General features: G+C 60.4%; 11 protein-coding genes. 5 read left to right on the top strand and 6 right to left on the bottom strand.

Going from position 1 to position 13,015, the window contains the following annotated elements; all coding sequences use genetic code 11:
* Nucleotides 1–115: 115 nt before the first annotated feature.
* Complete coding sequence (locus tag OHL16_RS00145; protein ID WP_263365051.1) at nt 116–1,465, top strand: Gfo/Idh/MocA family protein; 1,350 nt, start codon at nt 116–118, stop codon at nt 1,463–1,465.
* Nucleotides 1,458–2,492, top strand: a complete 1,035-nt coding sequence (locus tag OHL16_RS00140) for a DUF6807 domain-containing protein (RefSeq protein WP_263365050.1) — start codon at nt 1,458–1,460, stop codon at nt 2,490–2,492. The genes OHL16_RS00145 and OHL16_RS00140 overlap by 8 nt, the downstream gene beginning before the upstream one ends.
* A gap of 64 nt (nt 2,493–2,556) precedes the next feature.
* On the opposite strand, the gene pyk is transcribed toward OHL16_RS00140, so the two are convergent.
* The 4 genes from pyk to OHL16_RS00120 all read right to left on the bottom strand — a co-directional run bounded on the left by pyk (nt 2,557) and on the right by OHL16_RS00120 (nt 6,965).
* Nucleotides 2,557–4,092 carry a pyruvate kinase gene (gene pyk, locus OHL16_RS00135; protein ID WP_263365049.1) on the bottom strand — a complete coding sequence of 512 codons (1,536 nt, stop codon included), beginning with the start codon at nt 4,090–4,092 and terminating at the stop codon, nt 2,557–2,559.
* Between the two features lie 93 nt (nt 4,093–4,185).
* Nucleotides 4,186–5,094 carry a YihY/virulence factor BrkB family protein gene (locus tag OHL16_RS00130; protein WP_263365048.1) on the bottom strand — a complete coding sequence of 303 codons (909 nt, stop codon included), beginning with the start codon at nt 5,092–5,094 and terminating at the stop codon, nt 4,186–4,188.
* Nucleotides 5,095–5,133: 39 nt separating this feature from the next.
* Nucleotides 5,134–5,619 carry a thioredoxin family protein gene (locus tag OHL16_RS00125; RefSeq protein WP_263365047.1) on the bottom strand — a complete coding sequence of 162 codons (486 nt, stop codon included), beginning with the start codon at nt 5,617–5,619 and terminating at the stop codon, nt 5,134–5,136.
* Nucleotides 5,620–5,756: 137 nt separating this feature from the next.
* Entirely contained in the window at nt 5,757–6,965 is a 1,209-nt protein-coding gene (locus OHL16_RS00120; protein ID WP_263365046.1) for a VWA domain-containing protein, read from the bottom strand.
* Nucleotides 6,966–7,138: 173 nt separating this feature from the next.
* On the opposite strand from OHL16_RS00120, the gene OHL16_RS00115 reads away from it, so the two are divergent.
* Complete coding sequence (locus OHL16_RS00115) at nt 7,139–8,152, top strand: alpha/beta hydrolase (RefSeq protein WP_263365045.1); 1,014 nt, start codon at nt 7,139–7,141, stop codon at nt 8,150–8,152.
* Between the two features lie 201 nt (nt 8,153–8,353).
* Complete coding sequence (locus OHL16_RS00110) at nt 8,354–10,606, top strand: sensor domain-containing protein (RefSeq protein WP_263365044.1); 2,253 nt, start codon at nt 8,354–8,356, stop codon at nt 10,604–10,606.
* A gap of 37 nt (nt 10,607–10,643) precedes the next feature.
* Here the strand turns inward: OHL16_RS00110 and OHL16_RS00105 are convergent, their stop codons facing one another.
* Nucleotides 10,644–11,372 (bottom strand): ROK family protein, encoded by a 729-nt coding sequence (locus tag OHL16_RS00105; RefSeq protein ID WP_263365043.1) that lies wholly within the window; start codon nt 11,370–11,372, stop codon nt 10,644–10,646.
* A gap of 338 nt (nt 11,373–11,710) precedes the next feature.
* On the opposite strand from OHL16_RS00105, the gene OHL16_RS00100 reads away from it, so the two are divergent.
* A complete protein-coding gene (locus OHL16_RS00100; RefSeq protein WP_263365042.1) occupies nt 11,711–12,169 on the top strand; it encodes an energy transducer TonB in 459 nt (152 codons plus the stop codon).
* Between the two features lie 121 nt (nt 12,170–12,290).
* Here OHL16_RS00100 and thpR read toward each other — a convergent pair whose 3' ends face one another.
* Complete coding sequence (thpR, locus tag OHL16_RS00095; protein ID WP_263365041.1) at nt 12,291–12,842, bottom strand: RNA 2',3'-cyclic phosphodiesterase; 552 nt, start codon at nt 12,840–12,842, stop codon at nt 12,291–12,293.
* Nucleotides 12,843–13,015 lie beyond the last annotated feature (173 nt).

Genomic DNA, 13,015 nt, shown 5'->3' with positions numbered 1-13,015 from the left:
GGCCAGACCTCTTGCAACTTTTGTACACTTCGCTCGCCACGGTTCAAGCAGCGAACTCGTTTTCGTAACGAGCCAGGGCTGCGCCATTCGGCAGATAGACCTCGAGGAGCGAACGATGGGATTGCAGGAGACGAGTCGGCGGGAGTTCATCAAGATGGGCGCAGCAGTCGCGGGGACGGTTGCAACGTGGAACGCGACCAGTTACGCAAAGATCATTGGAGCCAACGACCGGGTGCGCGTTAGCGTGGTGGGCTGCGGCGACCGCATGAAGCAGGCCCTGATTCCTTCCTTCCTGCAGCACTCGAAGGAATTGAACTTCGAGTTCGTGGCAATCTCAGATCTCTGGAGCCGCCGGCGCGAGGACGGTGTGGCCTACATCGAAAAGCTTGGCGGGCCGAAGGTGGAGACGGTTCGGAACAACGATGAGTTGTACGCACGCAAGGACGTCGATGCGGTATTGATTGCAACCGCGGACTTTCAGCACGCAAAACACGGAGTGGAGGCAGTGAAGGCCGGGCGCGATGCATACGTCGAGAAGCCGCTGGCCCACACGATGAAGGACGCACGGGCGATTCGCGAAGCGGTGCACGCGAGCGGGCAGGTTGTGCAGATCGGAACGCAGCGGCGCAGCACGCCGAGCTATCAGAAGGCGTACGACTACATCAAGTCCGGCAGGTTCGGCGACATCAACATGGTGGAGATGACGTGGAACGTCAACCAGCCGGGGCGCTGGCGGCGGCCCGATGTGGTTCCCCTGCTGAAGGAGCAGGACACGGACTGGAAGCGCTATCTGATGGACAATCCGTCTGAGCCGTTCGATGCGCGGAAATATCTTGAGTTCCGGCTCTTCTGGCCGTATTCGTCGGGGATTCCCGATCAATGGCTGGTGCACCAGATCGATACGGTGCACTGGTTCAGCGGATTCCCGCATCCGCGGAGTGTTGTAGCCAACGGCGGAATCTACCAGTGGCACGACGGACGCAAAAACTGGGATACGCTGACGGCGGTCTTCGACTACGGTCCGCTGGATGATATGTCGAAGGGCTTCCAGGTGCTCTACTCCTCGCGGCAGACGAACTCGGCCGGCAGCGTAAAGGAGATCTACTACTCGAATGGCGGCTCGCTGGACATGGACAAGCAGGTGGTGAACGCCACGGGCGGCCTGACAGCGAAGGCGGCGGCGGAGATGGGGATGAAAGCGAACCTCCTGGGAACGTTTTCGCTCGGCGAGACGCAGGAGGTCTCGACTGCGGCCAACACGGGCGCCGATCCGCAGACCTCGGCCAACATACGCAACTGGATGGAGTGCGTTCGCTCGCGCAAGCAGCCGAATGCAAACGTGGATGCAGGCTACAGCCACTCGGTAGCGTTGTGCATGACGATTGCGGCGATGCAGACGGGCGAGCGCGTGACCTTCGACGATAAGACGCAGCGGATTGTGGCCGGAGGAAAGGTCCGTGCGTAGTCTGCTGTTAGGTTGTGCGCTGATGATAAGTGGACCGCCGGTGGCGAGCGCAGCTGCCAAGGGTGTTCAGGTAGTTCCGGACGAGGGGCATCAGAGGGTTGACATCACAATCGACGGCCAACCTTTCACCTCGTACACGTGGCCTTCGACACTGAAGAAGCCGGTTCTCTTCCCTCTTATCGCTGAGGATGGCGTGACGGTAACACGAGGCTATCCGCTTGCGCCGCGCGAGACGGAGCGGGTAGATCATCCGCACCACGCTGGCATGTGGTTCAACTACGGCAACGTGAACGGCTTCGACTTCTGGAACAACTCGGATGCGATCAAGGACGCTGACCGCGGCAAGATGGGGACGATCAATCATACGAGGATCGTCTCCACCAAAAGCGGCAAAGATCGCGGCGAACTGGTGGTCGATTCGGTCTGGGTGACGGGCGCGAACAAGGAGATCCTGAAGCAGACGACGCGGTACGTCTTCTCGCAGAAAGGAGATTCGCGCGTGATCGATGTGACAGCTACGATGACCGCACTGGACCGCGCGGCCTTCCGCGATGACAAGGAGGGTGTGCTGGGGATTCGCGTGGCACATTTTCTGGAGTCAGCGACCGAGAAAGGCGGGACCTTCGCCGATGCGAGCGGGCGGCCGACGACGGTGGGCGCGCCAACCGCGGGGGCCACGGGGGTCTACCTGACGAGCGAGGGCAAGCAGGGCGATTCTGCGTGGGGAACGCGCGGACGCTGGTGCGAGCTCGTAGGCACAACGGGCGGCCATACTGAGACGGTCGCGGTCTTCGACCACACTGGCAATCCCGGGTATCCGACCTACTGGCACGCGCGCGGGTATGGGCTGTTTGCGGCGAATCCACTGGGCCGAAGCATCTTCGATCCGAAACAGGCACCGTTTAACTACACGCTGGAGAAGGGGCAGAGCACGACATTTCACTACAGCGTGATGCTGTTCTCGCATGCGGCGTCAGCGGATGAGATGAACCGTGCGGCGGATGCGTTCAACGCCGAATCGAAGTAGATTCCTCCTTCAGAAAGAGAAACGCCGCCTCAAACGGGGCGGCGTTTCATTCCATGGAGTCAGCTCAGCGCTTCTTCTTAGTGGCATTCTTCGCAGGCTGCGGCTTCGCTGGTTCGGTGTCGCGGTCGCCGATCATGTGCAGGCGCATGAAGTTCGTCGCGCCGGACTTAGTGCGGGTTCCGGCGACGATGCCGACGATCTGGCGCTCGTGAACATGGCCGTGTTCTTCGAGCATATCCTCGGCCATGCGGACCAGACTGTCGGTGTCGTGGAAGCGGCCACAGAGAATCGGATACGTCCCCCAGAGGAGCACTGACCGATTGATGACGTTCTCGAAGGGAGAGAGCGCGAAGATCGGCGGGTCAGGGCGGTACTTGGAGAGCAGGCGGGCTGTCGCGCCGGACTCCGTGAAGATCGCGATGGCTGCGAGATCGAGGTCTTCTGCGGAGTGCGCCATGCACTCGCAGATAGTCTCGGCAACGGAGAGCTGAATCCCTCGCGGATGGCGGCGCGTCGACGGCGGGTCGAGGCGGATCTGCTGCTCAGTCTCAGCGACGATCTTGGCCATCATCGCGACGGCTTCGACGGGATATTTGCCGACGGCGCTTTCGCCTGAGAGCATGACGGCGTCCGAGCCGTCATAGATGGCGTTGGCGACGTCGGAGGCCTCGGCGCGCGTGGGGCGAGGATTCTCGATCATCGACTCGAGCATCTGAGTCGCGGTGATGACGGGCTTTCGGTACTCCGCTGCGCGGCGAATGATGTGCTTCTGTATGGCGGGAACCTTCTCGGGCGGGACTTCGACTCCGAGATCGCCGCGTGCGACCATGATGGCGTCCGTGACGTCGAGGATGCTGTCGAGATGTTCGACGGCCTGCGGCTTCTCGAGCTTGGCGATAATCCATGCGTCGGATTTGAGCGCGGCGAGACGCTTCTTGACGTGGCGGATGTCATCGGCCGTGCGAACGAAGGAGACGGCGATGGTATCGACGCCCTGGCCGATGGCGAAGGCGAGATCTTCTTCGTCCTTCTCGGTGAGCGAGGGGACCTTCACTGGGATCCCGGGCAGGTTGATGCCCTTGTTCTCGCCGAGTATGCCGCCGTTGACGATCTGGCAGACGACGTCAGCACCCTTGACCTGCTCGACGCGAAGCTCGATGAGGCCGTCGGAGAGAAGGATGCGCGAGCCGGGCTCGAGGTTCTCCGCCAGCGTGGCGAATGTCGTTCCGACCATGGACGCGGTTCCGGCGATCTCGCGCGGCGTGATGGTGAGCTTGTTGCCAGCGACGAGTTGAACGGGCTTGTGGTCCTTGAGCTTGCCGGTGCGAATCTTCGGACCCTGCAGATCGGCGAGGATGCAGATGGGCTTGCCCTCTTCGCGCGAGACCTGCCGAACCATGCGGATGAGCTCAGCCTTCTGTTCGTGGCTTCCGTGCGAAAAATTCAGGCGGGCAACGTCAAGGCCTGCGCGAACAAGTTGGCGAAATACATCGATGGAACTGCACGCAGGGCCGAGGGTGGCGACGATCTTGGCGCGACGGAGACGCCCGGATCCGCGGAAGCCGGAGTCTGCGGGGGGCTGGTTCGGGGATTTCGTCATAGATTGCTTCATCAGATCGTTTGTCTTGCCCTCTTTGTATCTTTGCGGAGCCGCTTGCGCGGTCAGAAGCAGAGTCAGTCTCCGTTGCTCATTCTAAACGCGAGGAGCCGTGCGTGGGACTGAAGCGTTTGAATTGGGTGTTACAACCGGGGCATCATTATGGATGTGTCGGTTCACCTGCGCGTTGAACTCTGCACCACAGAGCACGCTGAGCGAGACGATGTAGAGCCAGAACAGAAGCGCAATGCCAGCGCCGAGGGAGCCATAGACCTGGGCGTAGTTGGCAAAGCGGGTGACATACCATCCGAAGACCAGAGTTGTGAGAAACCACATTGCTGTGGCCGTAATGGCTCCTGGGACGACGCGCTTCCACGGCTGCCGCAGCGGGGTTCCCATGTGGTACAGCACGGCGATAAGGCCGACGCTGCCGGTGAAGGCGATGAGCCAGCGAAGAGTCAGCGCGATGAAGTAGACCTGGACGCTAATCTCAGGGTCAACATGGAAAGCGATCCAGACAGTGAGATAGTGTCCGAAGACTACGAGGGAGCTGGCGATGGCGAACGGAACAAGGCAGAGAGGAACCAGAACATAAGCGCGGAGGCGGCGTCCCCAGAAGGTCCAGCAGTCGTAAGGCAGGCCGTGAGCGCGGCGAATGCCCTCCATGAAGGTAACGATGACGCCGGAAGCCCCCGTTACCGAGAAAAAGAATGCGACGATAAGGGCATTGGCCGATCTGTAGTGCGAGGAAGCCGGAGCGAAGTAGCCTGCAAGCAGAGGGATGACTTCGGGCGGAAGAAGTCGGCTAAACACAGTGCCCACCTGTCCACGAATGTGCGTCGCGCCAGGCAGCAGCGCAATAATGGACGCCGCAAAGATGAGCGCCGGGAAGAGCGACAGCATGGCTGAGTACGCAGCCGACTGTGCCAGATTGAACGCATCATGGTCCGCAGCGCTGAGGGCGGCGCTGTGGAACACGACCGGGATGCGAAGGAGCTTTTTCACGGGGTATGCCCGCAAGCATACATGGTCGAGAGGAAAACTCTAGGCCTTCCAGCGATTGAGGAAGTTGGTGACGTCCTGGGAGTTCATGTTGCGCATGTTCTCAAACTCCTTGTTCTTCTGCGAGTAGAGGAGGTTTCCGTGCGCGTCGAGAACGGCGAGAGCCGGAACGCCCTTATTGATCGGCACCTTATATCTGTCGGCGACGTTGACGTTGTGGTCCATATGGCCGATGTCGATGTGCACGATGACAAAGTGTTTCTCGAGCAGCTCGGCGTTGGGGCTCTGGTGCATGTAGATGTCGAGAACCTGGCAGTCACCGCACCAGTCACCGCCGAAGTCGAGAATGACACGCTTGTGCTCGGCACGAGCCTGTTTGAGGGCGGCGGCGATATCGGCGTTGGGGTCGGCTGTGGTGGAGTAGAGATGCTTTTTGATGAACGGTGGCGCCATCTGAGCGAAAGACGGGGTGAGCGCCGCTAGAGACATGGCCAGGATGCCGGCGGCAACACGGGTTTGAAGTCGCATAAAATCTTCCCTCTGGAACGATCTGAGCCGCTCCTATTTGATGATGCGCTAGAGACGCGCCAGGTCGCAAAACAGTGGCCGGCGGGTCCTCCCTATAATATCAGCGGAAGCGGCGTATCTACCGAGTAAATCAGCACTTACTTGCCGATATAGTAGCCGCCGCGGGTCTGGACGTAGAGATCCTTCTTCTTCGTAGCGAGATCAACCTGATGGTAGCCTTCGGCTGCGGTCGCCGGGTCGAGGGTGTAGCCGAGGCGGTACTGGGCGCGAAGCTCCTCGGCGATCTGTGTATAGATCTGGGCGAAGGTCTGCTTCTTGTTGACCTCGAAGAGGCGGCCGCCGGTCTCGGTGGCCATGCGCTCGAGGATCTTCTTGCCGTCCGCGTGGCTCGTTCCCGGGTTGCCGCCGCCGCGACCCCCACCGCCGGGATAGCCTCCGCCACCGCCAGGATAACCGCCCCCGCCGCCGCCAGGATAACCACCACCGCCGCCTCCAGGAAAAGGACCACCCCCAGGGTAGCCTCCGCCCGGGAAGCGTCCGCCGCTGCTCCGCTGACGGTCGCCGAAGTCCTGCGGCTCCTCGCCCTTGAAGTAAATGGCGTAGATGACGGTGTCAGCCCGCTGGGCGGTCTCGATGGACTTGGCCAGCGACTCCTTCGAGCCGTTGTCGACGCCGTCGGAGAGGATAATGAGGGCCTTGCGCCCCTTCTGCTTCACCATCAACTCGTCGGAGGCGAGGAAGTTGGCGTCATATAGCGTGGTGCCTCCGGAGCGATAGCGGCGGCGGCCGCTATTATTGCCGTTGTTACCGCCGGAGCTACTGCTTGAGTCGTCGGGATCATGGGCGCTGGAGCCGGTTCCGGGGGTGTCCAGCTCCTTGAGGGCCTCCTGCAGCTTCGGCCGCGAAGAGGTCAGGTCCTGCAGCAGTTCGGTCTGGTGGGCAAACTGGATGACGAAGGCCTGGTCCTTCGAGTTGGTCAACATTTGGTCGAGGAAGGCGCTCGACGCTGTGCGCTCGTCGTCAATGGCCTTGCGCTGGGAGAGGCTGGTATCGACCAGCAGGCCGAGGGTGAGCGGCAGGTCCTTGTCGATGTCGAAGTAGCGGATGGTCTGGGGATGACCATCCACCTGCAGGGTAAAGTCGTCTTTGGTGAGGCTCTGGACGAGCGCGCCCTTCTTGTCCCGCACAACGACCGGAAGGTTGACCAGGCGGGCGTCGACCGAGATGGTGGCAGCGGATCCAACGGGTTTCTGATCCGCGGCGGCTTGTTGGGCGTGGAGAGAGACCGGAAGCAGCAACAGCAGGCCGGCGAAATGCGGTAGCCGGATGGAACGAAGGTCCTTCATATCGACTTAGACGAGATCGCGTTGCGGTGGTTTCAACGGGCCAGCGGTAGCTTCAACTCTGCAGTCAGGCGGAATTGCCTGCTATTTCAAAGAATTTGCGTGTATTCTGACGGCAAATGAAGTATGTGGTTGCAGCTCTTGTGGGACTTGTCTGTGTGTGTTCGGGGAGCGGCTTGCCGGCTGCCCGCGCGGAGGTTGTGCCGCCGGCGAAAGTGGTCAAGCCGCCAACGGGATTCTCGCGTACCGTGGTTCTGTGGCCCAGGGGAGCGCCGGGCGCGCTGGGGACTGGCGAAGGCGACATTCCCAGACTCTATGTCTATCCGGCAACCGGCGAAGGACTGCACTCCGCCGTCATCGTTCTGCCCGGGGGCGGCTACAGCAATCTCTCCACCGAGAAGGAGGGCGCGGAGGAGGCTCGATGGCTGAACCAGCGAGGCGTGACCGCGTTCGTGTTGGTCTACCGGCTCGGCCCGCGTTATGGATTTCCGCTGCCGATGTGGGATGGCGCTCGGGCCATTCGGTATGTGCGGAGTCAGGCGGCGGAGCTTGGCATCGATAAACACAAGATCGGGGTCTGGGGATTCTCAGCGGGCGGCCACTTGGCGGCATATCTGGCAACAACCCACGACGCCGGAGAGAAGAACGCCGCCGACCCGATCGAGCGCGAGAGCGACCGGCCGGACTTCGCGATCCTGTCGTATGCCCGGCTGAGCATGGACCCTGCGATTCCTCGCAGGACGAGCCTGGAGGCGCTGATTGGCACGCATCCCACGTCGAAGCTGATCGATGCCGTCAACCTGGAGCAGCATGTGACGAAGGACACCTCACCGTGCTTTCTCTTCTCGACGACGGGCGACCAGACCGTGAACTCCATGAACTCGACGGCCTTCTACGACGCGCTGAAGCGTGCTGGCGTGCCGGCGGAGTTGCACATCTTTGAGCGCGGAGAGCATGGCTTGGGAATGGCGCAGGGGCTTGCGCATCTGCCCGAGTTAGCGATTTACCCGACGCTGGTTGAAAACTGGATGCAGATTCACGGTTGGATGCAAGAGGACGCAGCGGATCACCACACAGAGGAGTCGCGGGAAGCGAGATCGCTCGACGGATCGAAGCGGGAAGGAGCCCAGGGAAAGGATCGACTCAAAGGAATAAACAAAGGGGAGGGCTTTGCCGGAAAACCCCTTTGAAAAGAACGTGACGGATGATAGGTTTCAAGCAACAATTAACTACCGGAACACGTTTGCTCTGATATTCGAACGATTGTTACCAGATGTGCACGATTGAGGTACTTGTTTGAGGACTTGGGTGTTCGATCGTCCACGGCCATAAGTATGAAATTCGGCCCGGTGTTCGCACCCGTTTGCCTTGGATTGTGGTTTTTTTGGCGCATGAATCATGGTCCTCAACTCGTTGCACTGATCGCCGTTGTCATGGCGGTCGTGGGAGTCGGCGCGGCCCTGTGGGCGCTGTGGCACGAGCATGACCGAAATATAGAACTCCGCAGCGCCCAGCAGGCGCAGTTGAAGTTTCTGGCCGCCGCCGAGGCCAGCCTGGATGCCTTCTCGATCCTGGAGTCAGTGCGCAACAGCGCCGGCGAGATCGTTGACTTTCGGATCCAGTACGTCAACGCAAACTCAGAGACTCTGACCGGGAGACCCCGCACGGCCCTCGTGGGCCAGCTGCTGTCCGCGGTGACACCCTTCCCACCGGAGCCCGGTATCTTTGGCAAGTGTTGCGAGGTTGTGCGCACAGGCGCACCTCTCAACGAAGAGTTCCCTGTCCCGCCGGGGAGCCTGCATGCCAGCTGGGTGCGGTTCCAGGTGATCAAGCTAGGAGATGGAGTGGCGATTACCTGTAGCGACGTCAGCGCACAGAAAGTGACCCAGGAACGCTACGAACACCTGGTCGAGTTTACCGACTCGGTCTTCCAGAACGCTCCCTTCAGCATCATCGCCACTGATACAGAGGGTACGATCACCGCAATGAACGCCGCTGCGGAGAAGCTCACGGGCTACAGCCGCGAGGACCTTGTCGGCAAAGCCCCGCTGACGCTCCTGCACGACGAGAAGGAACTGGCCGCGTTGGCCGCAGGCGGCGACCGGATGGACACGCCCGAGCAGACAGGGTTTGGGGCTCTGACTGCGGGCGCGGCCGCAGGTGAGATGGACGAGAAGGAGTGCACGCTGATCCGCGGCGACGGAACCCAGGCGCCGATCAGCCTCGCGATGCGTGCTGTGACCTCCGATACAGGCGAGGTTACCGGCTTTGTCGGAATCGCCATCGACATCACCGAGCGGCGCCAGATGATGAGCTACGTGACACACCTGGCGACGCACGATCAGCTGACAGGGCTCCTGGGACGCTCTCTGCTGCGCGACAAGACGGTGGAGGCCGTGGAACGGGCGCGGCGCTATGGGACCAAGGTCGCAGTATTCATGATCGATCTTGACCAGTTCAAACGGATCAACGACTCGCTCGGTCACTCGTCAGGCGACTACATTCTGGTCGAAACAGCCAACCGGCTGCGACGTTCCGTGCGCAGCACCGACATTGTGTCGCGGGTGGGAGGGGACGAGTTTATCGTCGTCATGCCCGACATCACCAGCGTCGCGGACGTGGAACAGTGCGCAGCCAACCTCGTCGCGAAGCTTGCGCCGGAGATTGAGGTTGAGAGCCACCTGGTGAATGTCACCGCAAGCGTCGGCGTCTGTATCTACCCTGACTTCGCGCCCGACGCGAAGCATCTTTTGAAACGCGCCGACTCGGCCATGTATGCGGCCAAGGAGAATGGGCGCAATCAGCACCAGATCTTCAGCGAAGACATGCTGAAGGTGACTGCCGACCGGCTCTCGATGGAGCATGGACTCCGGCACGCGCTGGCAAACGGCGAGCTTCATCTTCGCTACCAGCCGCAGGTCTCGCTGTCGACCGGAATGGTGACTGGCATGGAGGCGCTCCTGCGCTGGGACCATCCCAAGCTGGGATCGGTTCCGCCGTCGCAGTTCATCCCCCTGGCCGAGGAGACGGGCCTGATCGTGCCGATCGGCGAGTGGGCCATCATAACGGCGTGCCGCGAGGGCAAGGCGCTCCAGGACGAGCTGGGCTCCGATATGACGGTGTCGATCAATCTGTCGCCGCGTCAGTTCCAGCAGAGAAACCTGGTGCAGGTTATCGAGCACGCACTGGTCGCGAGCGGGCTCTCGGCTCGGAGCCTCGAGGTCGAGATCACCGAGAGCATGTTGATGGTGAACTCCGGAGACAATCTGGACAAGTTGCAGAAGATTCGCGAATTGGGCGTGCGAATCTCGATCGATGACTTCGGCACCGGTTTCTCCAGCTTCTCCTACCTGCTGCAGTATCAGGTCGACCGGTTGAAGATCGACCAGAGCTTCGTGAAACAGACCGGCACCGACCCGAACGCAGCCGCAGTGGTAAGGACGATCATAGCGATGTCGCACGGGCTGGCTATTCGCGTGGTGGCGGAAGGCGTCGAGACCGACGAGCAGTTGCGCTTCCTGCAGCGCAGGAAGTGCGATGAGGCACAGGGAAATTTCATCGCCGGGCCGGTACCCGCCAAGGACTTCATCGCTGCGGTCCGCGAGTGCGGCAGCATCAGTCTCTTGCAGAGCGTCGCTCTCTAAACATTGTTGAGCCGGTTTTGTCGCACCCGCAGCCAGCTCAGCGCTTGCTGCGCGCCTTCTTCTTCGAACCAGCTGCCTGCGGCTCCTCCGGCTGGAAGAGCACCTTCAGCTCGTCGGCGTTCTGCCACAATCGGAGACCTCCTTCGATGGCGTTGCTGTTCGAACCGAGAATGACGTGGTGCGGAAGCCCCTTCATCAACTTGGCGTTGCCGCCGCCCAGCAGCACAGAATCGCAGATCAGCGCAGCCTTCAAGAGATCAATGATGTCCAGAACAGACTCTCGCCACAGCTTCTTGCCGCGGCGCTCCAGGCCTTCGAGGCCAATGTACTCTTCATAGGTACGACCTTTCCTGTAGGGCAAGTGCGCCAGTTCGAGAGGAATGACGTTGCCGTCAACGATCATCGCGGAGCCGAGGCCGGTGCCGACGCCGAGAAAGAGCATGCGGCCTCCCCGGTAGCCGCCGAGCGCCTGCATCGCCGCATCGTTGATGAAGCGGATGGGCTTGCCAAAGGTCTTCTGATAAGGAAAGTCAATCCAGCCGGGAGCGAGGTTGTGAGGCTCAGCAAGAGGGTGATCGTGGAAGACCGGTCCCGGATAGCCGATCGAGATGCAGTCGTAATCCCAGCTCTTCGTTACCGCAAGTACCTCCCGGGCCATGTCCGCGGCTGTCATCGTTGGGCCTGAGAGAATCTTGACGGGAACCCGCTGATCGGTGGAGGCAACCTTAACGTGAGTGCCGCCGATATCGATGATGAGAATTTTCATGCCGAGCAGAATACAGCGTTCTCCAGGCTTCGTGACAATCCCTGGGCTCCTGAGGACGAAAAGCGACGCCCTCGGTTACATCGACGAGCGCTTCTACCTCTTCGGTTTGATCTCTCAACCTGCATACCTTCGTAGAGCAACCCGCGCAGAATGAAAGCGTTGCACCTGTCTTATCGGTTACGGCTCCGACGCGGATATTTCTTTTCCGGAAGCCTCGCACTCAAAATAAGGAACACAAAATAAACAGGATACATGTTTAGCTAATATTCTTATTGACAATCGTACTTCTTTATTACTATAGTGGTGATGGGTACTTCTAAGCCCGGAGGATGACATCAATGCGCAGATTTCTTGCAGCCGCCCTTGCCCTTTCCCCCGCCTTGCTTCATGCCCAGGCAAATTCGCCTGCTCAACCCCAGACTTCTGCTACGGTTCTCGAATCCAAGCTGACAGCGCCTGCAGAGATCACCGGCGCAGCTGAGACCGCTGCAACGGCCCCCGTTCGCGTCACCACCGGTGTTACCGCACCTAGGCTGATCCACACCGTTGCCATTTCGTCGTCCAGTGAAAGCCTGGCTTTCCGCAGCGGAATCGACCGGCAGGCCGTCGTCTCGTTGCTCGTCGACGAGAAGGGCGTTCCTTCGAACCCGAAGATCGTTCTCTCGGCCGGCGCGGACATCGACAACAACGTTCTCGAAGCAGTGAAGCAGTACCGCTTTCAGCCTGGCTCCTTGAACCATCATCCCACAGCCGTTCCCGTAAATCTCCATATCACGATTCAGAACGGACTTCAGTAGTTCACTGCCCTGCTGCTTTTCTCAACTAAGGGTGGACCTCTTCGGTTCGCCCATTTTTCTTTGGGGGAAGCGAGAATCGGACACGCACCGAAGGGCGTCGTAGATAGGGCACCCCAGCCGATTAGCGAATGTCGCTTCGCGCTGAACCGCTGTCTGCCATCTTCTGGCTGAGAACTGTATAGCGCGAGCCGCCCGGGCCTAAGTCGCTGCGGTAAAGATTGACAGTCTCCACGCTGAAGGTGCGCCGCATCTGCGACGGGAGCGCGCTCTGGCCCCTATTGAACCGCAGCGGTGAGCGAAAGCGCGCGAGCGTGATGTGCGGATGGTACGGGCGCTCCTCCGGAGCAAAGCCGCAGCGAGCCATGCGCTCGACGACCTGCGCCTGAAGATGGAGAAGCCTCGGGGCGGGTTCGACCTCGGCGAAGAGAACGCCGACCCGCGGGAAATTGCCCAGGCTGGTCAGCTTTATCTGGAAGGGCGTGAACTCCAGCCCAGCCAACTCACGCTCAATAGAGGCAAGCCTGTCTTCAGCGACCTCGCCGAGAAAGACAAGCGTGAGGTGAAGGTTCTCCGGCGCAGTCCAGCGAGCCTTTGGTATCGCTATCGCTCGCGCGAGCCGGGCGAGGTTCTTAGCTAATTCGGCTGGGACGGGCAAGCCAACGAACAGGCGCATGGATTTTGGATGCGGTGAACCAACAGGAGCATTCCACACCCCTCCCCCTCCCCCCATGTGGGCTATAAATTCAATCAGCACAGCGATTTGGCAGGTTTCAACAGGCTAAAATATTCCATCTAAATGGGTTAGATGTCAAAATCCTGATTCTAAAAGAGATATGGCCCGGTTTA

This window comes from Edaphobacter bradus (assembly GCF_025685645.1).
GTDB lineage: Bacteria > Acidobacteriota > Terriglobia > Terriglobales > Acidobacteriaceae > Edaphobacter > Edaphobacter bradus.
The sequence above is the reverse complement of the archived record's forward strand: the minus strand, read 5'-3'. Positions and strand labels throughout refer to the sequence as shown.